Source organism: Myxococcus sp. CA023 (assembly GCF_010998615.1).
Classification (GTDB): domain Bacteria; phylum Myxococcota; class Myxococcia; order Myxococcales; family Myxococcaceae; genus Myxococcus.
Map to the genome: position 1 here is coordinate 137,378 of NZ_JAAEAH010000009.1, position 25,318 is coordinate 162,695.

At 69.2% G+C, this 25,318-nt stretch carries 22 protein-coding genes; 8 read left to right on the forward strand and 14 right to left on the reverse strand.

Annotated elements, in window-relative coordinates:
• Window positions 1-266 precede the first annotated feature (266 nt).
• Both F8M74_RS06075 and F8M74_RS06080 read right to left on the reverse strand, forming a co-directional pair.
• Window positions 267-2,060: a hypothetical protein gene (locus F8M74_RS06075; RefSeq protein WP_228559489.1), complete on the reverse strand. Its 1,794-nt coding sequence runs from the start codon at window positions 2,058-2,060 to the stop codon at window positions 267-269.
• A gap of 30 nt (window positions 2,061-2,090) precedes the next feature.
• Entirely contained in the window at window positions 2,091-2,459 is a 369-nt protein-coding gene (locus F8M74_RS06080) for a hypothetical protein (protein ID WP_141252671.1), read from the reverse strand.
• 155 nt (window positions 2,460-2,614) lie between these two features.
• Between F8M74_RS06080 and F8M74_RS06085 the strand changes: the two genes are divergently transcribed.
• Window positions 2,615-4,021 carry an FAD-binding oxidoreductase gene (locus F8M74_RS06085; RefSeq protein ID WP_141252670.1) on the forward strand — a complete coding sequence of 469 codons (1,407 nt, stop codon included), beginning with the start codon at window positions 2,615-2,617 and terminating at the stop codon, window positions 4,019-4,021.
• Between the two features lie 12 nt (window positions 4,022-4,033).
• Here the strand turns inward: F8M74_RS06085 and serA are convergent, their stop codons facing one another.
• From serA to F8M74_RS06110, 5 genes are all read right to left on the reverse strand, one after another.
• A complete protein-coding gene (gene serA, locus F8M74_RS06090; protein ID WP_141252669.1) occupies window positions 4,034-5,287 on the reverse strand; it encodes a phosphoglycerate dehydrogenase in 1,254 nt (417 codons plus the stop codon).
• Window positions 5,288-5,356: 69 nt separating this feature from the next.
• Window positions 5,357-8,578, reverse strand: coding sequence for a hypothetical protein (locus F8M74_RS06095; protein ID WP_141252668.1), 3,222 nt, complete (start codon window positions 8,576-8,578; stop codon window positions 5,357-5,359).
• Window positions 8,579-8,580: 2 nt separating this feature from the next.
• Entirely contained in the window at window positions 8,581-8,928 is a 348-nt protein-coding gene (locus tag F8M74_RS06100; RefSeq protein WP_216619815.1) for a hypothetical protein, read from the reverse strand.
• Between the two features lie 180 nt (window positions 8,929-9,108).
• Complete coding sequence (locus F8M74_RS06105) at window positions 9,109-10,746, reverse strand: serine protease (RefSeq protein WP_141252666.1); 1,638 nt, start codon at window positions 10,744-10,746, stop codon at window positions 9,109-9,111.
• Window positions 10,747-10,860: 114 nt separating this feature from the next.
• Window positions 10,861-11,238: an STAS/SEC14 domain-containing protein gene (locus tag F8M74_RS06110; protein WP_011556283.1), complete on the reverse strand. Its 378-nt coding sequence runs from the start codon at window positions 11,236-11,238 to the stop codon at window positions 10,861-10,863.
• Window positions 11,239-11,453: 215 nt separating this feature from the next.
• Between F8M74_RS06110 and F8M74_RS06115 the strand changes: the two genes are divergently transcribed.
• The 4 genes from F8M74_RS06115 (at window position 11,454) to chrA (ending at window position 14,954) form a co-directional block, all read left to right on the forward strand.
• Entirely contained in the window at window positions 11,454-11,843 is a 390-nt protein-coding gene (locus F8M74_RS06115) for a hypothetical protein (protein WP_141252665.1), read from the forward strand.
• A gap of 193 nt (window positions 11,844-12,036) precedes the next feature.
• Window positions 12,037-13,017: a fumarylacetoacetate hydrolase family protein gene (locus tag F8M74_RS06120; protein ID WP_141252664.1), complete on the forward strand. Its 981-nt coding sequence runs from the start codon at window positions 12,037-12,039 to the stop codon at window positions 13,015-13,017.
• Window positions 13,014-13,673: a maleylacetoacetate isomerase gene (gene maiA, locus F8M74_RS06125; protein ID WP_141252663.1), complete on the forward strand. Its 660-nt coding sequence runs from the start codon at window positions 13,014-13,016 to the stop codon at window positions 13,671-13,673. The genes F8M74_RS06120 and maiA overlap by 4 nt, the downstream gene beginning before the upstream one ends.
• 69 nt (window positions 13,674-13,742) lie before the next feature.
• Entirely contained in the window at window positions 13,743-14,954 is a 1,212-nt protein-coding gene (gene chrA / locus F8M74_RS06130; RefSeq protein ID WP_141252662.1) for a chromate efflux transporter, read from the forward strand.
• On the opposite strand, the gene F8M74_RS06135 is transcribed toward chrA, so the two are convergent.
• The 5 genes from F8M74_RS06135 to F8M74_RS06155 all read right to left on the reverse strand — a co-directional run bounded on the left by F8M74_RS06135 (window position 14,941) and on the right by F8M74_RS06155 (window position 19,406).
• Entirely contained in the window at window positions 14,941-15,426 is a 486-nt protein-coding gene (locus F8M74_RS06135) for a hypothetical protein (protein WP_141252661.1), read from the reverse strand. The genes chrA and F8M74_RS06135 overlap by 14 nt on opposite strands.
• A complete protein-coding gene (locus F8M74_RS06140) occupies window positions 15,423-15,881 on the reverse strand; it encodes a hypothetical protein (RefSeq protein ID WP_141252660.1) in 459 nt (152 codons plus the stop codon). Before F8M74_RS06140 ends, F8M74_RS06135 begins: the two co-directional genes overlap by 4 nt.
• Window positions 15,878-17,374, reverse strand: a complete 1,497-nt coding sequence (locus F8M74_RS06145) for a spermidine synthase (RefSeq protein ID WP_141252659.1) — start codon at window positions 17,372-17,374, stop codon at window positions 15,878-15,880. The genes F8M74_RS06140 and F8M74_RS06145 overlap by 4 nt, the downstream gene beginning before the upstream one ends.
• A gap of 111 nt (window positions 17,375-17,485) precedes the next feature.
• Complete coding sequence (locus tag F8M74_RS06150; protein WP_141252658.1) at window positions 17,486-18,310, reverse strand: hypothetical protein; 825 nt, start codon at window positions 18,308-18,310, stop codon at window positions 17,486-17,488.
• Between the two features lie 25 nt (window positions 18,311-18,335).
• A complete protein-coding gene (locus tag F8M74_RS06155; RefSeq protein ID WP_141252657.1) occupies window positions 18,336-19,406 on the reverse strand; it encodes a folate-binding protein YgfZ in 1,071 nt (356 codons plus the stop codon).
• A 38-nt stretch (window positions 19,407-19,444) separates the two neighbouring features.
• Between F8M74_RS06155 and F8M74_RS06160 the strand changes: the two genes are divergently transcribed.
• The 3 genes from F8M74_RS06160 to F8M74_RS06170 are packed head-to-tail and all read left to right on the forward strand — an operon-like array spanning window position 19,445 to window position 21,594.
• Window positions 19,445-19,771: a cupin domain-containing protein gene (locus tag F8M74_RS06160; RefSeq protein WP_141252656.1), complete on the forward strand. Its 327-nt coding sequence runs from the start codon at window positions 19,445-19,447 to the stop codon at window positions 19,769-19,771.
• On the forward strand, window positions 19,768-21,186 hold the full coding sequence (locus F8M74_RS06165) for a thioredoxin domain-containing protein (RefSeq protein WP_171410167.1): 1,419 nt from the start codon (window positions 19,768-19,770) through the stop codon (window positions 21,184-21,186). Before F8M74_RS06160 ends, F8M74_RS06165 begins: the two co-directional genes overlap by 4 nt.
• 18 nt (window positions 21,187-21,204) lie before the next feature.
• Entirely contained in the window at window positions 21,205-21,594 is a 390-nt protein-coding gene (locus F8M74_RS06170) for a translation initiation factor (RefSeq protein WP_141252655.1), read from the forward strand.
• 1,743 nt (window positions 21,595-23,337) lie between these two features.
• On the opposite strand, the gene F8M74_RS06180 is transcribed toward F8M74_RS06170, so the two are convergent.
• On the reverse strand, window positions 23,338-24,342 hold the full coding sequence (locus tag F8M74_RS06180; protein WP_141252653.1) for an isocitrate dehydrogenase (NAD(+)): 1,005 nt from the start codon (window positions 24,340-24,342) through the stop codon (window positions 23,338-23,340).
• Between the two features lie 145 nt (window positions 24,343-24,487).
• Window positions 24,488-25,258 carry a DUF2270 domain-containing protein gene (locus F8M74_RS06185; protein WP_141252652.1) on the reverse strand — a complete coding sequence of 257 codons (771 nt, stop codon included), beginning with the start codon at window positions 25,256-25,258 and terminating at the stop codon, window positions 24,488-24,490.
• Between the last annotated feature and the right edge of the window lie 60 nt (window positions 25,259-25,318).

The window sequence follows — 25,318 nt, forward strand, 5'->3', positions numbered from 1 at the left end:
GAGCTGTGTCCCTGAGTCGTGTGGCTGTGTGCCGGCGTCGGGAGTGGGGGCGGGACTGTCAGGGGTGCAGGCGGAAAGGGCCAGGAGGAGGGCCCAGAGCCATGAGGTTCTTGCGAGACGCATCGGCGGGACTCCAGTGTGTGCGGGGGAAGCACTCCTCGGGCCGGAGGTGGAGGCCTTCGACGCGGAAGAGTGCCTGTGGCAGCCACCTGTCGCCGACTGGGAATTGTAATTCAAATTGCGTCTGGCGTTGCCAGCGTCTGCGTCTAGTCGAGGATGAGCTCCACCATCAGGTCGTCCTCGGGGTCCTCCTGGATGGAGGCGTCCGAGTCGTCTACGTCGTATCCCTTGAGGGAGAAGCCCAGGGGCGTCTGTGCGCCGATGCAGGGAATCGTGCGGGGCGAGGTGCCTACGCCGTCACCATCCACGTCAGGGTAGAGAACCGTCCAACGATAGCGCGCGGCGTCCGTGTCATCGCAGTCATTGCCCGTGGCCTGGGTGAAGTAGGGCTCGGGAAGTGATGCACCGGTGCACACGGTCCCTGCTTCGGGGTGGGTGTGCCCATCCGCGTCCCGGTCCACATGCGCGTAGGCCACCTGTCGCCAGCGCGCCGCGTCTTCCGCCGCGCAGTCTGTCCCCTGAGCCGACCACGGCGCGGGCACCGTGCCATCCGTGCACAGCGCGACGGCGTCCCCCGCGCCTACGCCGTCCCCGTCCGCATCCGTCCACGCCTGGACGGTAGTGTGGATGCTCTGGTCCGCGTCGTCGCAGTCGTTCCCTCGTGGTGTGGTGGCATGGCCGGGCGGCAGCGCCATGCCCGAGCACACCGTGCCCACCTCCGGCGCGGTGAAGCTGTCACCGTCCGCATCCCGGTGCGAGTAGGCCAGGAGCCTCCAGAGGAGGGGGGCCGTGTCGTCGCAGTCGGTGTTCACCGCCGAGTACCCAACGGGAATCTGCCGGCCCGCACAGAAGGTCTGCCGCGTGCCTGCGCCGAAGCCGTCCCCGTCATCGTCGGAATACACGTGCCAGGTCACCATGACGGTGGCATCGCGGTCGTTGCAGTCATGACCGGTGGGCCACTGGGCATAGCCCGGAGGAAGCGCCGCGCCGCTGCAGGTTACGCCCTGTTCGGGCACCGTGTCGCCGTCACCGTCCGAGTCCCGGTGGGCATAGGAGCGCCACTGCCACCGCGTGGCGTCCTCCGGCGCGCAGTCAACGGAGTCCAGCGCGTAGCCGGGAGGCGCCGTGCGGCCCGTGCACCGCATGACGGGGCCACCACTGCCGAAGCCGTCTCCGTCCACATCCGCGTAGACGGTGCGCTCCTGCCACCATGCGGCGTTCGTGTCGTCGCAGTCCAGGCCGCGCGCCTCCAGGGCGTAGCCGGCGGGCAGTGTCATGCCGGAGCAGACCCGGCCTTCCTCGGGCACGGTGAAGCCGTCGCCGTCCGCGTCCCGGTGGGTGTAGTCGCGCCACGTCGAGCGCGCGCGGTCGTCGGGTGCGCAGTCGCCGTCGACCACCGCGTAGCCCCGGGGCAGGTCCCTGCCCGCGCAGTGAAAGATGGGCTCGCCGTTGCCGATGCCATCGAAGTCCACGTCCGGCCAGAGCTGGGTGGAGGCGGCGAAGCGAGGGGCGTTGTCGTCGCAGTCCGGCGCGCCGGGTTGCTCGCGGTAGCCCACGAGCGGCTCTCCCACACAGCCCGTCACCGGGCCTTCCGCGGTCGCTCCGTCTCCATCCTGGTCCGGATAGAGCCCGGCCCGCTCCCGCCAGCGGGTCGCGTCGCCCGGAGCGCAGTCGCCGCTCTGCTGGCTCCAGCCTTCGGGGAGGCGCTCGCCGGCGCAGACCTCGCGCATCGCGCCAGCGCCCACGCCGTCGCGGTCATCGTCCGCGGAGCCTTCCAGGAGCCGCCACCGGCTCGCATCGCCGGGCGCGCAGTCCGCCGCGTCCGCGACACCGTCCCCGTCCGCGTCCTCTTCCGTGGGGCCTGCTTCCGGAGAACACCCCGCGAGGAGTCCCACCACGGTCAGCGTCAACGCCAGCCACGTCTTTCGGTTCGTCCCCATGGGCGCCGTTCGTGCCATCGACGTGCGGTGCTAGGGGACGCGGGTCAGGTTGCAGGCGAATTGGTGGTAACTGATGCTGCCTCCCGACGACGTGGTGAACAGGTAGGCGCCAGGTTTGGTCATGGCGAGCAGGGCCAGTCGGTCGCAGCGGTCGCGGTATGCCACCGCACTGTTCTGGGTGTTGTTTGGCGCCGAGAAGGTCAGCGTTCGGGGAGATGCTTCGCCTTGGAGCACACCCGTTATCTCGATGCTGCCTTCGAGCCGGACGGTGTAGCTATCCACGGTCGTGAAGACGTATTCCCGGCCGCTTTCAGCCCGCTCCGCCACCGCGGTGGAGGCCGCGAACAGGGCCGCGAGCAAGGGAAGGGCCTGGATGCGCCGGGACAGGGACTTCGGCATAAGGGGTTCCTCGCGGAGGGGCTAAAAACGGGCGGATTCCGCCGTGGGCCCACTCCGCCCTATACGCCCTACGCTCGATTCCTTGGCGGATTCGGCGCCAACGCGCCCCGTGCTGCACCTTGTCACAGCCGTCCGGCTGCAATACGCCTAGAGGCATGTCCACCGCCGCGCTCCCCGCCGACTTCCTCCAGGCCATCACCGAGGGCTTCCCCGTAGACTTCCTCACTCGGGAGCCAGGGGAGCTCCAGGAGTACGGCCGTGATTGGACGCGCGTCTACACGCCCGCCCCCGCCGCCGTGGCGCTCCCTCGAACGACGGACGAGGTCTCCCGGCTGCTCGCCCTGTGCCACCAGCATCACATCGCCGTGGTGCCCTCCGGTGGCCGCACCGGGCTGGCCGGCGGCGCGGTGGCGGCCCGGGGTGAGCTGGTCCTGTCCCTCCAGCGCATGACGCGCATGGGGCCGGTGGACCTGCTCGGCAACACGGTGCGCGTGCAGGCGGGCGCGGTGACGGAGGCCGTCCACCACCACTGCGCGGAGCACGGCCTCACCTGGCCGGTGGACTTCGCCTCCAAGGGCTCCAGCACGGTGGGCGGCAACATCGCCACCAACGCGGGCGGGGTGAAGGTCATCCGCTACGGCCTCACGCGCCAGTGGGTGCTGGGGCTCCAGGTCGTCACCGCCCAGGGGGAAGTGCTGGAGCTCAATGGCGCGCTGGAGAAGAACAACACCGGCACCGACCTGCGCCAGCTCTTCATCGGCAGCGAGGGCACCCTGGGCGTCATCACCGAGGCCACCCTCAAGCTCACCCAGCTCCCCGGCAAGCAGGACGTGTTCCTCTTCGCGGTGCCGGACGTGGCGGCCGTGCTGCGGCTGTTCCGCGACGCGCGCCGGCAGAACGCCTTCAGCATCTCCGCCTACGAGTTCTTCACCGACAGGTGCATGGCGCGCCTGGGCCGCCACCGCAAGCTGCGCCCGCCCTTCGAGACGCCCAGCGAGTGCTACGTGCTGCTGGAGGCGGAGGCGAAGGACGCCGCGGCGGTGGAGGGCTGGCTGGGCTCGCTCTTCGAGCGCGAGCTGGTGACGGACGGCGTCCAGGCCCAGGGCGCGGCGCAGGCGGCCGAGCTGTGGGCGCTGCGCGAGGGCATCAGCGAGAGCCTCTCCGCCACCGGCCTGCCGCACAAGAACGACATCTCCCTGCCGGTGGCGGGGCTGGAGGCCTTCTGCGCGGAGCTGGAGGCCATCTTCAGCGCGCGCTACCCGGGCTGGGAAATCTGCCTCTTCGGCCACATCGGCGACGGCAACCTGCACGTCAACGTGATGAAGCCAGACGCCATGGACAAGGCGGAGTTTCTGGCCCACACGAAGCAGGCGGACCCCACCATGTTCGCGCTGGTGCAGAAGCACGGCGGAAGCATCTCCGCCGAGCACGGCGTCGGCCTGCTGAAGAAGGACTACCTGGGCTACTCACGCGCGCCGGCGGAGCTGGCCCTGCTGCGCACCCTCAAGCGGGCGCTGGACCCTCGAGGCATCCTCAACCCGGGCAAGGTCGTGGATGCCTGAGGGCGCCGGACGTCAGGACAGGATGCGCGTCTTGATGTCCGTCTCCAGCCCGGCGATGGCCTCGCACACCGGGGTGGACACGTCCTGGTCCAGGTCCATCAGCAGGTAGCCGATGTTGGCGTCCGTGCTGAGCACCTGGGCGTGGATGTTGGCGTTGAGGTCGGAGACGATGCGGTTGATGTCGCGCAGCACGCCCGGGATGTTGCGGTGCACGTTGAGGATGCGGTGCGTGCCCGGGATGAGCGGCGCCTCGATGTGCGGGAAGTTGACCGCGCCCGTGCTGGCGCCCGCCTTGAAGTACTTCAGCAGGCTGGTGGCCACCTCCTTGCCGATGGAGGCCTGAGCCTCTTCCGTGGACCCGCCGATGTGCGGCGTGAGGACCACGTTGGGCAGGCCCTGGAGCGCGGTGACGAAGCCGTCCGAGTTGCTCTCCGGCTCCTCCGGGTAGACGTCCACCGCGGCGCCGCCCAGGTGCTTGGACTGGAGCGCCCGCGCCAGCGCGTCGATGTCCACCACCGTGCCGCGGCTGGCGTTGATGAGGCACGCGCCCTTCTTCATCTGGGCAATCTGCTCGGCGCCCATCATCATGTGCGTGGTGGGCAGCGCGGGCACGTGGAGGGTGACGAAGTCGGAAGCGCCGAGCAGCTCCTCCAGGGTGATGGCCGGCTGCGCGTTGCCCAGCGGCAGCCGGGTCATCACGTCGAAGTAGAGGACGCGCATGCCCAGCGCCTCGGCGATGACGCCCAGCTGCGAGCCGATGTGGCCATAGCCGATGATGCCCAGCGTCTTGCCGCGCACCTCATGGCTGCCGGTGGCCACCTTGCGCCACTGGCCCGCGTGGACCTCCCGGCTGCGGTCGAAGAGCTGCCGCGTCAGGACGATGATTTCCGCAATCACCATCTCCGCCACGCTGCGCGTGTTGCTGAAGGGCGCGTTGAAGACGGGGACGCCGTGCGTGTTGGCGGACGTCAGGTCCACCTGGTTGGTGCCGATGCAGAAGGCACCAATGGCTAGCAGGTTCTCCGCGTGCTCCAGCGCGGCGAGCGGCACCGTCGTCTTGCTGCGGATGCCCAGCAGGTGCACCCCCTTCAGCCGCTCCGCCAGCTCGTCCGGCTTGAGGGCGGACGAGACGCGCTCCACCTGGAAGCCCTCGGCGGCCAGCATCTCCCCCGCGGACGGGTGGATGTTCTCCAGCAGCAGGGCTCGGAAGGGGCCGTCACTGCTGATGGCGCGCGTCGGAGAGGGCGGGAACTGGGGAGTGCTCATGGCGCCTTGCGTTAGACCTGGGACTCGGGACTGTCAAGGGTGGGGTGTGGCCTGCTTGAGGGCCATGCGTCATTGCGTGGGGAAGCGCGGCTCGTAGAACTCCTTGGAGTCCCACTTGACGTCATGGAACTCCGCCTCGCCCGCCTTGGTCTTCGCGACGCAGCGGACGATGTTGTCCTTCGTGAACAGGCAGGGCTCGGCGTGGGGGTGGCCCGTCGCCGCGGTCTGGAACGCGCGGTGGATGAATTGGGGCTCGAGCTTGCCCAGGGCCAGGATGCGGTAGAACTCCTGGCTGAAGGGCAGGGCCTGGGAGGTCTGGTAGCGACTGCGGAACGCGATGACATAGGGCGTGCCATGGTCGATGAAGAGCCGGGCGAAGTGGTGCTCCCAGCCAATCAGGCACGAGCTGAAGAAGGCGAGCAGCCGGGGCGGCTTCTTGCCGCGCTTGAAGGCCCGCTCGATGGCCTCGTAGGTGAACTCGACGTCGCGGCTGCTGTCGTTGTCGTCCACGGTCCACTGGATGACGCTTCTCAGCGTGTGGTCGGGGCTCAAGAGGCTCCAGCCCAGCTTCGGCATGATGAGTGACTCCTTGGCCCACTGGGTGAGCGCGACCGGGTCGAAGCGGGTGTCCACGCAGATCTCCTCCTCCTTGGCCGCCAGCCCCTTCACCTTGGACTGGTCATTCCTGCACCACGTCGGGTAGCGGGGATAAGCCATGTCCATGGACGCGAGGCGCACGGCGTGCTTCGAGCAGCGCACGTTCCCGTGGGTGACGTGGTGGTAGATGTCGCAGTCGCCGAGCTGGTCCACCCAGGTGTCGAAGTTCGCGTCCCGGTCGAAGAAGCGCTCACGGAACGGACCCCGTGAGGCAAGGGCGAAGGCGTCGCTCACGTGCCCCAGCTCGACATTCCACTGCAGCCCGGGGTCCGCGCGGTCGTAATAGAAGAGGGTGCTGAGCTTGTCGACCGGCGCGGGCGGGTCGAGCGCCAGGATGTCGTCGTGGGTGATGTCCCAGCCCCGCAGCTTGAGGTTGCACTTGCCGCAGAAGTGCGGGTCGAAGCGGGCCGGCGCATGATGCGGGTATTGCGGCCGCTTCTGCTCCCAGTCGGGGTAGCTCATCATGCAGTTGTGGTCGAGCGGGTCGTGGTGCTGGGGAACCACGCCCGAGGAGGCTTCGTGGTGGGTCAACCAGAAGCAGTGGCCCACCTCGTGGGTGAAGACGAAGTCGGGGTTCGCATCCGCGCTCTGGTCGATGATGCCCAGCAGGTCGCCGTTGCCGTTGGAGGTCGTGGGCACCTCTCCGGCGTCCGACGTCTCGAGCGCGTCCACGATGTCGTCCGACAGCTTGTATTCGAGCATGACGATGCCGCCGCAGGGCGCATGCCCGGTGCGGAGTCTGTCGGAGATGCGCGAGAGCAGGAAGCCGCCGGCGCTGCGGACGTTCGCCGTGCTGACCAGTTCGTTGAACATGTCGCTGACGAAAAACCAGATGTTGTTCTTCTGAGTGTCGCTGAGTTTCGCGTGAGGGTTGAGCCGCACGACGGGGCTGGCGTCATGCACATGCGTGGTGTCCAGCAGGCCGACGACGTTGGCGACGGTCGGCTTGACGTGCGTCCGGATGTGGGTGAACCAGTCCGAGTAGTCCGTGTCGTTGATGACCTGGGAGATGCGCCGGTACAGCGTGTGGGAGAAGTCGACCTCCAGGTAGGCCTCCGCGTAGCGGTCCCGGCACTTCTGCGGCAGGTTCCCGTGGTTGCGCAGCGGCCAGCCCACGATGCCGAAGACCTCCACCCGGCGCCAGACGACGATGGGCTTCGTCTCGTACTGGCAGACGGGGTTGGCGGCTTCGAGCTGCATGGCATTGCCGCGGCCCGCGTAGCTGAGCCGCGCTCGCACCTGGTAACGGTCGCCGGCAATCAGTGACGGCTGGAGGTAGATGCCCGAGCGGCCCACGCGGTTCGGATGCGCGGCGCCATCCGTGAATGCAGGGACCCAGAGCTTCCTGGCCCTGGCGTCCTCCGTGGGCGTTGCGTAGGGGGCATAGGGTTGGGGCTCCCGCCAGAAGGGGTTGCGGAAGTTGCCGTCCTTGGTGCGGATGCCGCCGTAGGCCACGGGGCAGTTCGTGCCACCGTCGCCCGCGAGGTCGACGAAGTCGCTGCCGAAGACGCGGTTGACGTAGGCCCGGGTTCCCAAGTGCAGGCCGTGATTCAAGGGCAGGTGCGACACGTCCTCGCCCGGCTCGAGCGCGGACCAGTCCACCCGCACCGCGCCCACGGCCCGGGGGGCGGCGACGCGGCTTCCATCATGGCCCTTGAGGTAGATGACCGCTTCGAGCGGCACGAGCGGGCGGTTGAGCTTGCCGGCCTCGCTCCTCGTCTTGTTGTGCAGCGTGCTCCAGTCGATGGCGGCGTTGCCCCGGTTGGGAGGAATCTGCCGCATGAACTCGTCGGTCTGGTTGGCGAGGTCTTCGTCGAAGCCCACGGCCTCCACGTAGACCCGCAGCGGCGCTCCATTCCCTCCGGGAATCGCGGTGCCTTCCGGGACGGGGTTGCTCTGGTCATCGGCCAGCGTTGGCCGTGCGCCATGGGCGTGCCCCAGCGCGCCGTCCAGCGCGTTCTCGAAGTCGTTGTTCGTGGGCGCGGCCTGGAGGCGCAAGGTGCCGTGGTTGCGACGGAAGCGCTCCTTGGCCTTGTCCAGGAGGTCCGTGTTGGCCGCCGCGCGTGCCGGAGGGCCGGCGTAGTACCCGAGCTGGTTGAGCTTGTGGCAGATGCTGTCGGCGGTGCCTCGGACGAAGACCTCGCCGGTGGCCAGCCAGGGTCCGCGGACGACCTCCACCGAATGGTAGAGGACGTTGACTCGCGCGGTGGTGGGTGGTGGGGGCGGCAGCTCCCTCGCTTCTTCCTCCGGGAGTGATTCGTCGCGCCGGGCCTCGCAGGGCGCCACGCTGCCCAGCTCGGTGTTGGGCATGTCCTCGGGCTGGCGCAGGTCCTCGCGCGCATCCGCTTCGATGACGGCTTCGACCCGGAGCGTGTAGGGCGCCCTCAGCGGAGTGGCGAAGGGTTCCTGGACGGAGTCATTGCCCACGTTCAGCGCGCCCGACCAGGTGATGGCCGCCGGGCCACCGCGGCAGTCGAGCGCGTCCGAGCGGTACACGAGGGTGTCCGCGTGGTCGCGCACCTCCAACTGGACGGAGACGAGCCGCCCTTCATCCGGCGGGTCGTAGGTGACGGCGAGCGTCTCCTGGGAAGGAGCGAAGTGCGTCCAGTCGCAGCGCAGGGGGAGGTAGGGCATGGTCAGGGCACGGTTGGGGAGCGCCCGCGGCGGGGCCGCAGGTAGTGGCGCTCAATCCAGTCCATCTTCCGGGAAGGCGTGAGGTACGGCCGCGCGAGCACGGCCTGGGGCCAGGCATGGGCCGGGTCCGTGTCGAAGTGCTCGCCCAGGCAGAGCTGACAGGCGATGAAGCGGGCCACGTCCCAGCGCGCGGTGATGCCATGCTGGGCCGCGGCGTTGATGCCGCGCTCGGCCCGCGCGCGCAGTTCCTGCTCCTTCAGGTCCGCGCTCTCCTGGGGAAGCTGCGTCCTCAGGAAGCGCACCACGCTGCTCACGTAGGCGCCGTGTACCGAGGTGTCGAGGCACGCCATCTGTTCGGGTCGAATCCTCAGGACCACGCACGCTCCGGGACCGAACGGCCGAATGTGTGAATTTTAACGCTTTACGGGGAGGACCTTCAACCGCGAGCGGGTGGCCAGATGCGACAGCGGGGCGGCCACTCCGTGAAGAGTGACGCGCCCCGCGGTGCCCACCTCGTCGGTGGAACGTGACTACTGGACGCTCCAGCCCACCGTGCCGCTGCAGCTGGTGTTGCCGTAGCAGCCCGCGCGAATCTGATACGTGCCGCCCGCGCCCGCCGGCACCGTGTAGGTGGCGTGGGACAGCGAGCCGCAACCGGCGCCGTCGTCGTTGAACTTCACCTGCGTGCCGGCGGCGTTGTACAGGCGGATGAACGAGTCACCCGTGCCGGAGGCGCCCGCCACGTTGCAGGTGCCGAAGGAGAGGCTCTGGCCGGCCGTGAGGGTAACGTTCTCGTTGGTGGTGTTCTGCCGCGCGCTGTCGGAGTTGACCGAGCTGTAGTTGAACGTGCCGGAGGTGGCCGGCGGCGTCGCCGTGCCAATGGTCCACGTCACCTTTCCGCTGCAGCTGGTGTTGTCGTAGCAGCCCGCGATGATTTCGTAGTTCCCAGCCGCGCCGGCCGTGAAAGTCACTTTGGAGCCGCGGCCCGTGGCGCAGCCATCATCGTTGGAGGCGACCTCGATGCCGCTGGGGCCATTGACGCGCAGCCACGTGTCACCGGTGGCGCTGGCGCCCGTCAGGCCGCAGGTGCCCACGGTGAGGCTCTGGCCGGCGGTGAGCTCCACCGTGTGGCGGGTGGTGTTCACGGTGGCGTTGCGGGTGTCGCTGGCCGTGAAGTCGAAGGACGTCGGCGGCGGCGGCGTGGTGTTGCACAGCCGGGCGCTGGTGTTGGCGGCGCAGAACGCCTCGATGGCCGGGCGGACGTAGGTGATGTCCTCGCCGCTGCACCCGTTCTCCGCGCACTGGTTCACGACGCGGCAGCTGCCCTGGTAGACGTAGTCCGTCGTGCCGCGCACCAGGATGCCGGCGATGGTGTGGCTCGACATGTCGTAGACGGCCGAACCGGAGTTGCCGCCGAAGGTGTCGGTGGTGGCGACGAAGTAGTCCAGCGTGCTGGCGCGGCCGTTGCGGACGCTGCCGCCCGAGTCAATCTTGAGCGGGATGCCGCTGCCAGAGCCGATGACGGCCACGTTGGCGCCCACCGTCAAGGCGGCGTTGCCCGGGCGGATGGGCGCGGGCGTGAAGCGCGGCGCCGCCGAACGGTCCAGGCGGATGATGGCGTAGTCCAGCGTACGGCCGCTGGAGGTGTTGTCCCGCCGCACGACAATCTCCTTACAGCTGAAGATGTCCTGCGTGGTCATGGTCTGCACCGAGTTCGCGTCAGGCCGGTAGAAGTTGAAGGCCCACTTGAAGTCCCTGCAGTCGGCCGCGGTTTCCACGCAGTGGCCGGCGGTCAGCAGGAGGTCATCGTCGATGAGCGTGCCCGAGCAGTAGCCGGGCGACGGGTCGTCGATGAAGCGCTGGCCCGCGCAGAGGTTGACGTATTCGCCCAGGGTGGGGCTGTCGAAGACGACGTTGTTGGGGTCCGAGTCGTCAATCTCGAACGGATCGACCATGACGGCGCTGGCCTGCATGGCGTACTGCCGCAGGGTGGCGTCGGGGTGCGCGTACACGTCCATCCGGTCGTCGTTGCCATAGACGACGGGCTGCTCGGTGGAGCCGCTGCCGGCGGGCTCGCCCTCCTGGGCCGGTCCACAGGCCGCGACGGAGAAGGTACACAACAGCGCGCCGAGCAGCTTCCTGCGGGCGTCGGTCCGGGGGATACGCATGAGACAACCACTCCTACGGGAGATGTGAGGCCCAGCCCCGTCGGGGGCGGGCCGCCGCAATATATGTGAAAAAAGGCGTTCCTGCTGTCTGCTGGCGGACAGTCCGCGCGCGCCTCAGTCCGCGTCGGGGTCGCGCAGCCACTGGAGGGCTTCCCCCCGCGTCTCGAAGGTGCGGGTGGGGATGCTCAGCATGGCGCGCTTCGTCATCCGCCAGGCCTGGAGTCCGGAGGGGGCGTCACTGACGACCCGGGCGGAGCGCTTCATGCCGTGGAGCTGGGCGAAGGCGTTGAGGCTGGCCATGGCCGTCACCACGTCGCTGGGCATCACCCGGAGCTGGGACTGGTCCACCAGGGCGGACCACTCACCGGCCAGGTCGTTGATGGCCTTCTTCACGTCGGCCAGGTACTCGGCCAGGTCCGCGGTCGTGACTTGCGGGGGATAGACAACCTCGAGGATGCGGTCCTGCGAGTGAACGGTGATCTGGAATGGCATGACGGTGACGGGCTCCGGGCGGGCGCGCCATCCTAGCCGCAGCCGGTGACACGTCTAGAGCGGGAGGGCGGAAGGGGCGCCCTGGCGGCACCTTCCCGGCCCTGTCCGGAAGGGCAGGGAATGTCAGACCCACCTGGTACTGACGTCCTTGCCGCTGCTCCGGTACCGGCGCGCCGAAGGGGCGCGACGGCGGCTGCACCCGGCAAGGGGGTTTCATGAACACGAAGTTGTACGTCCTGGGCGCGGTGCTGGGCGCCGCCCCGGGCCTGCTGCCGGTGGTGTCGGCGCCGCCGGTGGCGTCCACGCAGGAGTCGCGTCAGGACTCGCGCGGGACTTCTCGAAAGGGCCGGGGAGGCCCGGCGAAGGGCGCATCCGCTCCCGTCCATCCGGCGGGGGTGACGCCACCTCCAGACGCGAAGGACGCGCTGGAGACCCAGGGAGCGGTCCCCGACGAAGGCCGCACGAGGGGTGGAGGCCAGAGCAAGGCTCCACGCCATCCGTGCGAGGCCATCACCATCATCCAGGTGCCCTGCGATGCCGAGCAGGAGGCCTGCGAGTACACGTACTGGCACTGCCCCGAGGTCGTGAATCCGCTCCGGGCGTGAGTGACTGAAGCAGCAAGGAGCGCACGGGCGGCCGGTTCCGCCCGTGCGCTCTTTTTTCGCGACGTGTCGGCCGTTCGCTTTTCTCCGGCGGTGCGTGTCCGTCTTGCTTGACACCCCGGAATCTCCGTCGGAAAAGCCCGGACACACGAGGCGGCCCGGCTATTTTCCTCGGAGGCCGCCGGGGAGCCCGGCATTGAAGCTCGCGACGCTCAAGGACGGAACCCGTGACGGCCGCCTCATTGTCGTCAAGCGGGACAACACGGCCTATGCGCTGGCCACCAACGTGGCGCTCACGCTGCAAGCCGCGCTGGACGACTGGGAGACGAAGGAACCCCAACTGCGCGCGCTGGACGCCCAGTTGGAGGCGGGCACGGTGCAGAGCCGCCCGCTGGACGTCAACGCCCTGCACGCGCCCCTGCCGCGCGCCTACGAATGGGTGGACGGCAGCGCGTACCTCAACCACGTCATCCTGGTGCGCAAGGCGCGCGGCGCCGAGCCCCCGGAGACGTTGAAGACGGACCCGCTGGTGTACCAGGGCGGCTCCGGGGACTTCCTGGCGCCCACCGCCGACATCCCCCTGGCCGACGAGGCCTGGGGCCTGGATTTCGAAGGCGAGGTCTGCGCCATCCTGGGCGACACGCCCCAGGGCACGAAGGCGGAGAACGCGGCGCCGCACATCAAGCTGCTGATGCTGGCCAATGACGTGTCCCTGCGCAACCTCATCCCCAACGAGCTGGCCAAGGGCTTCGGCTTCTTCCAGAGCAAGCCGGCCACGGCCTTCAGCCCCTTCGCGGTGACGCCGGACGAGCTGGGCGCGGCCTGGCACGACGGGCGCATCCACCTGCGGCTGCGCTCGGTGCTCAACGGGCAGCAGGTGGGCGACACGGACGCGGGTCCGGAGATGCACTTCTCCTTCTTCGACCTCATCCAGCACCTGTGCAAGACGCGCAGCTACACGGCGGGCACCATCCTGGGCAGCGGCACCGTGTCCAACGCGGACCGCGAGCGCGGCATCTCCTGCCTCGCCGAGCGCCGGATGATTGAGACGATTGAGCAGGGCGCGCCCAAGACGCCCTTCATGAAGCCGGGTGACACCATCGACATCGAGATGACGGACGCCGAGGGCCGCAGCGTGTTCGGCCGCATCTCGCAGAAGGTGGTGAAGGTTCCATGACGGGCCTTCGGCTCTACAGCTACTGGCGCTCGTCCGCGTCCTGGCGGGTGCGCATCGGCCTGCACCTGAAGGGGCTGAAGTTCGACTACGTGCCGGTGCACCTGGTGAAGGACGGCGGCGAGCAGAACAGCCCCGCGTACCGGGCGGTCAATCCCATGCGCACGCTGCCCACGCTGGAGTGGACGGAGGCGGATGGCTCGGTGCGCCGGTTGTCCCAGTCGCTGCCGGTGCTGGAGTACCTGGAGGAGCGCTTCCCGGCGCCCGCGCTGCTGCCCGCTGACGCGTTCCTCCGGGCGAAGGCTCGGATGCTGGCGGAGATGGTGAACTCCGGCATCCAGCCCCTGCAGAACCTGTCCGTGATGCAGCACATCAAGCAGGCGCTGAACGCGGACGACAAGGCGTGGTCGGCCTACTGGAACACGCGGGGCCTGGAGGCGTTGGAGGCGGCGGTGCAGTCCACGGTGGGGCGGTTCTGCGTCGGGGATGCGGTGTCGCTCGCGGACGTGTGCCTGGTGCCGCAGCTCTACGGTGCGCGCCGCTTCGGCGTGGACCTGTCGCCGTACCCCACGCTGCTGCGCATTGAAGCCGAGTGCCAGGCGCTGCCCGCCTTCCAGGCCGCCCAGGCCGACCGGCAGCCGGACGCGGTTCCCGCCTGAGTCCGGTGTGGCGGCCGCGCCTGTCATGGGCGCGGTCGCCGTCAGCGCGCCTCGGGACACTCGATTCCCATGCGTCCCTCCTCGTCCCCGCAGGGTGGCCTTCCGTCGTCTCCCGCTTCGCCGGTGGACCGCGCCACCGCGCTGCGGGAGCTGGCGGGGTTGTTCCTCCGGCTGGGGACGTTCGCCTTCGGCGGGCCGGCGGCCCACATCGCGATGATGGAGGACGAGGTGGTGCGCCGCCGCGGCTGGCTGTCGCGCGAGGAGTTCGTGGACCTGCTCGGCGCCACGAACCTGATTCCGGGGCCCAACTCCACGGAGCTGGCCATCCACATCGGCCATCGGCGCGCGGGCTGGCCCGGCCTGCTGGTGGCGGGCGCGTGCTTCATCCTCCCCGCCTTCTTCATGGTCGCGGCCATCGCCTGGGCGTACACGCGATTCGGCACGCTGCCGAAGGTGGACGCCGTGTTGCATGGCGTAAAGGCCGTCATCATCGCCGTGGTGGCCCAGGCGCTCTGGGGGCTGCTGCGCACCGTCGTGCGGACACCGCTGGCCGCCAGCGTGGGAGCGGCTGCAGTGGCGGCGGCTTTCATGGGCGTCAATGAGCTGCTCCTGCTGCTCCTGTCGGGGCTCGTCGTGCTCGCGTGGCGCGGCATGGAACGACAGCGGCAAGGCGCGCCTCGGGCGGGGGTGGCGCCGCTGTGGCCGTTGCTGCCCTTGGGTGCCGCCACCGCCACGGCCGCCGCCCCCTTCACCCTGCACGGCCTCTTCCTCTTCTTCGTCAAGGTGGGTTCGGTGCTGTACGGCAGCGGTTACGTGCTGCTGGCCTTCCTCCGCACCGGGCTGGTGGAGCGCTACGGTTGGCTGACCGAAGCCCAGTTGCTGGACGCGGTTGCGGTGGGGCAGGTGACGCCGGGGCCCGTGTTCACCACGGCCACCTTCATCGGCTACGTGATGGGCGGCCCATCAGGCGCGGTGGTGGCCACGGCGGGCATCTTCCTGCCCGCCTTCGTCTTCGTGGCGCTGAGTGGCCCGCTGGTGCCACGGCTGCGCCGCTCGTGGGTGGCCGGCGCTTTCCTGGACGGCGTCAACGTGGCGTCGCTCGCGCTGATGGCGGTGGTGACGTGGCAGTTGGGGCGGGCCGTGCTGGTCAGTCCCTTGCCGGTGGCACTGGCGGCCGTGGCCGCCGTGCTGCTCATCCGCTATCGCGTCAATTCCGCGTGGTTGGTGCTGGGCGGCGGCTGCGTGGGGGTTCTGGCCGCCGGGGGCCTTAGCGCGGGGTGAGCACGGCCTCGCAGGCGTGCACCTGCTCGTTGGCGAGGTTCGCATTGCGCGCGGTGCACTTCAGCCGAAGGACCTCGCCCTCGAGCAGGACTTCGCACGCGCGGTTGACCTCGACCGGTGTCCCGCTGTCCGTGTCGGCTGGCGGGGTTCCACCGTCGGTGTTCAAGTGGATGAAGACGTTCATATCCGCCAGGTACCAGTTGATGCCCTGGCGGAGGTCCACGGTGCCGTCGTAGACGTCCCCCGTCATGGGCAGGCCCGTTCGTTCCTCCACCTCCACGTCGAGGCGACAGGTGTCTTGGGGGGTGCTCACCTGGAGGATGCCCGGCGCTCCGCAGGTGTTGTGGCCCACGTCGAAGGTGACGCTCTGGGCGGGCTGGTGGCAGCCCTTCCCTCCCGAGTCTGCGACGAGCAGCACCGCCGTGGTGGCGAGCGCGGCCGTGGCCGCGAGGTTCATCAGGATGACTTTCACGCGTTGACTCCAGTGGAGGGTGAGGCAGGGAGGGACGACGGTTCGCGGGCGGCTGCGCGGCTGTAGCGCACCGCCGCCCAGACAAGCGGCAACGTGACGAGGTCGGTGGGGTCGGCCCAGGCCCGGAAGCTCCGGATGCCGAGCGGCACGCCCAGGGGCCGCAGCAGCTCACAGAAGAGGTCCGCGGCGGGCTGGGAGATTTTGAGCGCGGTGTAGAGGCATGCGGTGAAGGCCGCGCCCACGGCCACCCTGCGGGCCCTGGGCCAGCGCGTCACCAGCGCCAGCAGCGCGGACACGTAGAGCGGCAGGAAGAAGCAGATGGCGACGTCGGACAGCTTGCCGGTGAGGGCGTTGTGGAAGGCGGGCTTGAGCCAGCGGTCATTCACCGCCATCAGCGCCACCGCGAACAGGGGCAGCGGCGCGAGGAACTCCGGCATCGCGGGCAGGCGCTTCATTGGAGCCTCTTCCCGCTCGAAAGGGCCCGCAGGAGGATGGCGTCCGTGAGCAGCTCCACCGGGGCCTGGTCGTCCGTCAGCGGCTCGCCCGCGGGCACCGGCTTCAGCTCTCCGGCCACGCGCTCCGCCAGCGGGCGCAGCGAGGTGGGAAGGGACGGCGTGCGTTCCGCGAGCCGCTCCGCGAGCCCTGGGGCTCCGGCGAAGAGCAGCGTGTTGCTGTGGTTGCGCGCGTCGGCAGCCTTCACCTCCGGGAAGACGGTGGCCAGCGTGGCGCCCACGGCCTCCACCACCGCGCGCTCCTGCGCGTAGCGCCCCACGTTGAAGCAGGCCACGCCACCGGGCTTCAGGCGCGTGGCCACGGCGGCGGCGAACTCACGCGTCGTCAGGTGGAAGGGGACGTAGGGGAAGCGGAACGCGTCGACCAGGATGACGTCGTACTGGCGGGTGTCGCTCGCGAGGAAGGCGCGCGCGTCTCCGACGTGGACTTCCACCTCGGAGGGCAGGTCGAAGTGCGCACGGCCCAGCCGCACCACCTCCGCGTCCAGCTCCACGCCCACCACCTCCACGCCGGGGTACGTCTCCCGCAGGCCCCTGGCGCTCGTGCCCGCGCCCAGGCCCAGGATGAGCACCCGGGGTGCTCGTGGCGCTGTCTGCGCCATGGCGGGGACCAGCAGGTAGTGCCCGAAGACTTCTCCGCGCACAGGCAGGCCAGGCCGGTGGACGCTCTGCACCGCGTAGCCCTCATCGAAGACGAGCGAGCGGGTGCCGTGTTCGTCCTTCACCACCTGGATGAAGGCATAGGGGGACTCGGCCACGTCCACGGCCTTGGGGTCGCGGGGCAGGGCGTGGACACCCAGGGCCAGCGCCACCACGGGCACGCCCACGGCGGGCAGTCGCCACCGCCACCTCAGGTGCCAGGAGGCCGTGAGCCCCAGCACCGCCGCGAAGAGCGCCATGGTGCGCGCGGTGCCCAGCAGCGGCAGCACGACGAAGGCCGCCAGCAGCGTTCCGGTGATGCTGCCCACCGTGGATGCGGAAGACAGCCGTCCGGCATGCGTGCCCGCTGACTCCACTCCCACCAGTCCCACGCGCAGCACGTACGGCCCCACCGCGCCCAGCACCAGCAGGGGCGGCATCGCCACCATCATCAGCAATGCCACGCGGCCCAGCCCCTCCATGGGGCGTCCCCCCAGCACCGCGGCCGTGGCGCCGGGCAGCAGCGCCCGCGCGAGGAAGGGCAACATGGCCAGGGCGAGCGCGGAGAGGCAGAGCGCGCTCAGCAGCAGTGTCAGGCGCCCCGAGCGGTCCGCCACGCGGCCTCCCAGATGCGCGCCCAGCGCGAGCCCACCCAGGACCAGGGAGATGAGCGCGGCCCAGACGGGCGTGCTGCTGCCGAAATAGGGCGCCATCAGTCGTGACGCCGCCATCTCCGACGCCATGACGGTCGCGCCAGTGATGAAGGACAGCCATGTCAGCGAAGACGTGGATCGCATGCTCGGACGCTTGCTTCAGCAAGGTCCGTTCCAGCGCGAAGTCCTCGAAATCATTGATGGGGAGGGACAGCGACGGCAGGGGCACCGCGACAGGCGTGCCAGGGGGGCGTGCTATCGGGCGGCGACGCCCCGGCGTTTCCGGGCGGCGACGACCGTCAGCAGCAGCACCACCAGGGGGACGCCCAGCACCAGCGGCCACAGCCAGAGCGGCTCGCCGCCGTGGATGACGGCGCGGAACTCGCGGCCCTCGGCGGGTGCATCCATCAGCTCCGCGAGGTTGAGCTTCCACTCCACGGTGTCCTTCTGCTCGTTCACCGTGCCGTTCGTCTCGCCGATGCCAGGGCCGTGGATGCGGAGGGTGAAGCGGTTGTTGACGAGCATGGCCTTCACCATGCCCTTCGCGAGCTCCTGAGCGGCCTGTTCCGCGGCGTCGTCACCGATGCCGACCGGCGTGGCGAAGGCCTTCTCCGGGTTGAAGCGCTGGGTGTAGATGTAGTCCCCGCCCTGGCGCTCGATGCGGAAGTCCCACGCATCCTTCGGCGACGACGGTTGGCCCTGGGTGTGCTGCTCGGCGGCGCGGCGGTAGAGCTCCGGGAGCCGGGTGACGTCCTTCACCGTCACGTCGTAGACGAGATGGACCTGGCCGTCCTTCTCGTAGTCCCGGAGCATCACCTGGGAGACTTCCGGGTCCTGGCGCAGCGCCTGCTCCGCCTCGCGCGCCTTCGCGAGCAACGCTTCCTTGGCCTCCGTCGCGCCGCCCAGCCGCGCCAGCGCCGTCAGTGACTTGGGCATCCCCATGTCCACGACCAGGCGCGCCGAACCTCCTGGCTCAATCCAGAGGTCCTGCTCGACGTTGAAGCAGCCCGTCAGGAAGAGGGACAGCGCCGTGAGCAGTAGCGCGGGCCGAAGCAGGGTGCTCGGTGAGCCAGGGAACATGGCTCACCAGTATGCTGGGACTGTTTCACGCGGAGAAGGGGAGGGACGCCACCTTCACCGTGGCGGGGCCCGCCGCCAGCGTCAGCTCGGTGCCCGGCTCCAGCGAGTCCCGGTGCACGTAGCCCAGGGCCACCCGCTGCCCAGCGACAGGCGACTGCACCACGCTGGTCAGCCAGCCCACCTTCTTCTCCCCGCGCCGCAGCTCGGTGCCAGGGGCCACGTCCGCGTCGCCCAGCAACAGCCCCGTCAGCTTGCGGTTCATGTGGCCGCGGAAGGTGGCTCGGGCGATGACCTCCTGCCCGATGTAGCAACCCTTGTTGTAGGAGATGGCGTTCGCCAGGTTGGCTTCCAGCGGAATGGTGGTGTCCACCATGTCCTGGCCGTACCGGGGGACGCCGGCCTCCACTCGGAGCAGCTCCAGGGCTTCGAAGCCCAGGGGCTTCAGTCCGTGAGCGGCGCCCGCGTCGGACAGGGCCCGCCAGGCGTCCTCCAGGCCGGCGCGCGGCACCCACACGTCGACCCCATGGGGCTCGATGGCGGTGCTCCCCAGCAGCCACACCTCATGGCCCGCCAGCGTGGCCGTGCGGGCGGCATGGTGCGACAGCGGCGCATGGGGGCTGCCCAGGGCGGCCGACAGGACGTCTGCCGTCAGGGGCCCGAGCAGCCGGAGCAGGGCCAGCTCCCCCGTGGCCTCGTGGAGCTCGGCGTCCTCGGAAATGAGGTATTTATCCAGGAACTCCCGCACCTTGGTGCCGGTGCCGGGCTCCAAATCCAGGAGGAGGTCTGGCTCCCGCTTGAGGATGCGGGCATCCGCCACCATGGCCCCCTTGACGGTAACCATGGCGGCATAGGCCGCGGTGCCCACTGGCAGGTTGTTCACCTCCTGGGTGACCATCCCGTGTAGGTAAGAGGCCCGGTCTTCCCCAGTGATTCGGAGGGTTTCGCGGTAGGAGGCATCATGGAGGGCCACGGACGCCTTCGCCGCCCGGTACTCTCCCTCCGAGTCTCCATACCCGGCCACGGTTTCCCGGCCGCCCACTGCGCCGAAGCGGGCGCCCGCCTTCTCGTGAAGAAAATGCAGAGACAGCGGTTCCATGTCCGTCGCTATATAGAGGCGAAGGAGCGAATGCCACGATGGATGTGAAGCACCTGTCGTCCTTCCAGGACTTCTCACCGGAGAAGCTCCTGAAGCACAATGTCTTCCAGTCCGGCCGTTTCTTCCTGGACGTGTACTGCCTCCTGCCGGGACAGGCCCAGAAGCCCCACCGCCATGCCACGTCGGACAAGGTGTATGTCGTCCTCGACGGGCGCTGCCGCTTTCGCGTGGGCGCCGAAGAGGAAGTCCACGGCCCTGGCGCCGCCATTTTCGCCCCCGCGGGCGCCGAACACGGCGTCGCCAACGACGGCCCCGATGCCGCCCGCCTCCTTGTTCTGATGTCCCCGCCCCCGGAGCATGCATGAGCTCGACGTCTTCCCCTTCGCCCACTCCCGTGGCGACTCGTGGCGCGCTGGCGCTGCTGGTCCTGGGCCTCGCGGAGAGTGGCCTGTCCATCTTCCAGTGGATGCAGTTGCTCACCCTGCGCGGTGGCGGCTCCACCGTGTGCGGCGTCTCCGACACGGTGAACTGCGAGACGGTGTGGAACTCCGCCTTCGCCAGCCGCGTGCATGACCTGGTGGGCCTGCCCGTGGCGGCCCTGGGCCTCGTGTGGGGTCTGGTTGCGGTGGGCCTGTCCGCGCTGTTCCTGGCGTGGGCTCGCTCGGGCCGTCCGGTGCGTCCGGCGGCCAACGGGCTGCGGCTGGTGGCCGCCGCGGGCCTGGTGTCCGTGGTTGTCTTCGCCGTGGCCAGCGCGCAGTCGGGCGCGCTGTGCCCCACGTGTCTGGCGACCTATGCGCTGGTGGTGGCCTTCGCGGGTGTGGCCTGGAAGGGCCTGCCCGGACCGCTGCTGCCCGGCGCGGGCGAGTGGGGCGCCACGCTGAAGTGGACGGCGGGTGTCACTGTCGCGGTCTTCCTGGCGACGCTGCTGCCCGGCGGGGCAACGCCCAAGGCGTCTGAGGCGTCCGGTGCCGCGCTGTTGCCGCCCGCGCCGCAGGTGGCCAGCACGCCGATGTCGGGCGTGACGCCGCAGACGCCGCCGCCTCCGCCCGCGTCGCTGGAGGAGTTCCTGCGCTCGCTGCCGCCGCAGCACCAGCAGTTCATCGCGGACGCGCTGGCCGCGTACCGCAGTGGGACGCCGCAGCCCGCCGCGTCGCCCGCGCGCCACCGCTACGGTCCGGTGGATGCGCCGGTGAAGATTGTCGAGTGGACGGACAGCAAGTGCCCCCACTGCAAGATGCTGGTGGAGGAGCTGTCCGCGCTGAAGAAGCGGGTTCCCGAAGGGAAGATGTCGCTGGAGGCTCGCCAGTTCCCGCTGGATGGCGCGTGCAACCCGGCGATTCCGCGCCGGGGCCCGGATGCGCCCAGCGTGCGCTGTGTGGCGGCGCGTGCGCAGATCTGCCTGGAGGGCGCGCCGGACTACTGGGAGCTGCGTGAGAAGATGTTTGCCGCGCAGGCCGTGTTGGACACGGAGCGGGCGGTGGAGATCGCGTCCTCCGGCTCGGTGCCGCGCTCGCAGCTGGAGGTGTGCATGAACAGCCCGGCCACGGCGGCGAAGATTCAGGAGGACTCCCGCTACGCCATGCGCCACCACATCCAGGGCACGCCGCTGGTGCTGGTGAACGGCCGCGAGACGGCGCCCTCCGCGCCGTTCCTCTACGCGCTGGTGATGGCGGACGGGAACCCGAGCGCCCCTGGCTTCGACGTGCTGCCTCCGCCGCGCCCGCGCCCGGCCGGTGGCCATGGCCACGGCCACGACGACCACGCGGGCCACAACCACTGAGGACGCGGCACCCGCACCATGGGCAAGCGCGACAAGAAGGGTGAGCCGCCGGTGGCACCGGCGGCTCCTTTCAACAATCCGTTCGCCGCGCTCGCGGTGCAGCGGGAGGCCTTGCCCCAGGCTCCCGCCGCGCCCGTGGCTCAGGCGCCTGTGAAGGCCGAACCCAAGGGCCCCGCGCGCGCGGTGGTTCGCATGGAGCGCAAGGGCCGTGGCGGCAAGGAAGTCACGGTGGTGGAGCACCTGGAGCTGCCCGTGGCTCAGCGCGAGGTGTGGCTCAAGGCGCTGAAGAACTCGCTCGGCTGCGGCGGCGTGGTGGAGGACGACACGCTGGTGCTCCAGGGCGACCAGCGTGAGCGGTTGCCCGCGCTGCTCGAGGCGCGGGGCGTGCGGAAGGTCACGGTCGGCTGACGCGCTGGGCGTCGGGCTTTGCTCGCGGAGGGCGAGGCCTGGTGTTCTCCACCAGGAACTGGCCCACCACGCTCCGGCCATGTCAGGTGACAAAGCGGGTACGGCGAAGGTCGAAGCGTGTGTCGCTTTCGCTGTGCGTCTGGCGCATGTTCGCTCTGTGTGTTGAACCGCGTCTATAATTTGTGCCGATGGCTTTCTCTGGCTCCATCAGGCTTGGCGCTTTGCTTTTCCACCTCGTGGCGGGATGCGCAGGTTCCACTCCACCCCCAATGACCGCTTCCGACGCGGAGGTTGCGAGAGGCCCGTGGACAGAAGTCCCCGCTGTCGAGATGCCCACAGGAGATGCTTCCATCCCGATAAGCCTTCTTCGGGATGTGGCGGAGGCGCTGCTGAAGCTCCCTGGGGCGACTGCGTGCGACCCGGGAACACGGCGTCCCGTCGTGGGGCTCTCCACGGAGTATTGCTCGACGGTGTACGTAGCGGGCGGTCGAGACTCTTTGTCCTGGCGGGTGGCAGAGCCCGTTCGGGGGAGTCATGCTTCCTGCCGTCCGTTCTTCGCGGTGAAGGATGAGGACTATCCATCTTCGCAGGTGTGGGTCGTGGGTTTCGTCCACAACCATCCGTGTGCCGCAGCACCTTCGTCGCAGGACTTGAGCGTGTGGCCTACGGACGCGTTCAAGCCCTTCGTTTCCATGGCGGAAGTGCGCTTGATACCTGGAAACCCTGCTCCAGCAGCTTTCATGGGCTCCGTCATCGAGATGGCATCCGCACTGGTGGCGGAGCGCCAGGATGGGACTCGGCTCTTCCTTCGCTACTTCCCCACGGGCGAGGTCCAGCAGTGGAGCGAAGCCAGGGGCAGTTGGGTCACGCTGGGCATCTGTGCCCCCACTCCTCCTCGTCCTCCGTTTCGGAACGTTGCCCCCCAATGTCGTAGCGGGGGTTTGCAGTTACTCCGTGATTAGGGTCGGGAAAATGAGCAAGGCGCTGACGGTGACAGGGTTGGTCGCGGTGCTTCAAGGGTGCGCCGCGCCTGCATCCGCTTGGAAGGGTGAAGTCCCGTGGCCGGATGAGCATTCGTCCAGAACCGTCGTAGAACCCATGGAGGCTGGTGCCGCGTTGGCTGCCTCGGGCGCAATTCGCGAGGTGGTGAGGACCAACCCATTTCCAAACCTCTTCGGGGGGTGTTCGAGTCCGGAGCAGGGCTTGGACGTCTCCGTCTTCGCGGGGCCGACGCCGGGCTTGTACTTCGTGGCGGTGGACCAACGCTTTGACCGCTGTGGCGGTCCGAGTGGACGTGTCCTCGACTGGTGGGAGGTCTATGCAGTGACGGCTCAGGGGGAGGTGGTCGCGAAGGCTCCGATTCCGACGAGCGAGGAGCCTCCAGCGTCACCGCCTCAAATGCCGCCGCATCCCGTCGAGCCTGCTCGGGACACAGGCACTGCTTCGCCCGCACGAACGTCCCCGTCTGCCCCGGCTCAGCCACCGAATCCCGACGCTCAGTCATCTTCTGTGCCGCCGATACAGGATGGCCCGGAGCAAGTGCCCCCTACGTCAGTGCCTTCTCAAACGGAGTGAGCTTGGCCCGCTTCGGTGGCTCTCCCGCACTTCGTGTGGACCTGGATACCGAGAGGTAGGGGCGTCAGGGACCGGCGTGAAGTTCACGAAGGTGTAACCCGGACACGAAAAAGCCCGGGCCACCGTGAAGGTGTCCCGGGCCTGAATCCACAGTCTGCGCCGTGCGAACTACAGCGCGGCGATGATGGCGTCGGTGAACTCGCGGGTGGTGGCCTTGCCACCGAGGTCGCCGGTGCGGACCTCGCCCGAGCCGTACACCTTGAAGATGGCGTTCTCCATGCGGCGCGCCGCCTCGCCCATCTCCAGGTGGTCCAGCATCATCACCGCGGACATCATCAGGGCGGTGGGGTTCGCGATGCCCTTGCCCGCGATGTCCGGGGCGGTGCCGTGCACGGCCTCGAAGACGGCGGTGCGCTCGCCGATGTTGGCGCCCGGCACCACGCCCAGGCCGCCGACCAGGCCCGCGCACAGGTCGCTGAGCACGTCGCCGTAGAAGTTCTCCGCCACCAGCACGTCGAAGCGCGTCGGGTCCTTCACGAGCTGCATGGCGAGGTTGTCGATGATGACTTCCTCGTAGGTGACGTCCGGGAACTCACGGCCGACCTTGCGGCAGCAGTCCAGGAAGAGGCCGTCCGACAGCTTCATGATGTTCGCCTTGTGCACGGCGGTGACCTTCTTGCGGCCGTGCTTGCGGGCGTACTCGAAGGCGAAGCGGGCAATCCGCGTGGAGGCCTTCTCGGTGATGATCTTCAGCGACTCCACCACGCCCGGGACGATGATGTGCTCCAGGCCGGCGTAGAGGCTCTCCGTGTTCTCACGCACCACGACGAGGTCCACGCCCTCGTAGCGCGTCTTCACGTTCGGTACGCTCTTCACGGGCCGTAGCGACGAGTACAGGTCCAGCCGCTTGCGCAGGCCCACGTTGGCCGACGGGAGGCCACCGCCCACCACTGTGCCCGTGGGGCCCTTGAGCGCGATGCCGCTGCGCAGCACCGCCTCCACCGTCTCGTGAGGCAGGTTGGTACCGTACTTGGCCACCACCTCCGTGCCTGCGTCCTTGTACTCGAAATCAAGGGGGACCTTGAGCGCCTCGAGGACGCGAACGGTGGCCGCCATGACTTCGGGGCCAATGCCATCGCCATTGATGATCGTGACAGTTCGTGTGGTCGCCATGGGTGCGGAGTCACAGCACAATTTCCCTGGTGTCGAAAGGACGAAAACGCCTGGGATTCAGCCGGAGGCATGGGGGCCATGAGGTAGGCACACTCTGGCGGGTCACCCGGCCGGTTTCCGGGCGGGAGGGCATCCGCTCCGAGAGTCAGTGCTCGGACGTGGAGGACGGTCGCGGGCGCCGGGTGGGCTTGCGCCGGGTGTGGATGGCATAGGGCCGGTAGAAGGACTCCCACAGGGCCGCCCGGCGTCCCCGGGGCCGGGTCCGCAGCTCACCCAGGGGCGCCCGGATGAAGAAGGACGACAGGAACAGGTAGGACGCGGTCAGCGTGAGCAGCAGCAGGGTGGCCGTCACGGCCTCGCCGGGAATCCAGGCCACCCCCGCCCGCGCCAGGAACTCGTCGAGGTCCGCGGGCGGCTTCGGGTGGCTGTAGACCTTCACGAACCACGTCATCATCAGGACCATCAGGATGGGCCCGTAGGCGCGGTTGAGCCGGGTGGAGATGGCGGAGAAGAGGGAAAGCTGGATTTGGGGCCGTTCCAGCTCCAGGGCCAGCTCGCGCAGGGCGTCCGGGTCCACCGGCTCGTGCCGGAGCATGGGGGCCCACCAGCCGTCCTCCAGCAGGCGCACCCGGCGGTTCCACAAGTCGTAGTAGCGGTAGCGCCGCGCCTCGATGAGGAGGAACGACACCACCATCCAGATGCCCACCAGGAAGGTGACGTGTGAGCTCTGCGTCGACGCGAAGCCGAAGGAGATGACCGCCGCCGTCGTCGTGAGCGCCCAGTTGGTGGTGGTGTCCAGGCGCGTGCGCCAGGTATCGGAGCGGCTCAGCTCCCCCCGGAACAACTGGGCCATGGCCTGCTGGGAGAGCCAGGGCGACTCCAGCACATCGGTCTTGTCACGTTCACGCGCGGGCATCCTTCGCCGGAAGGTGGGCTGGGCAGTGGGCGTTTGCAACGCAGGCGGGGTGGGGGTGGC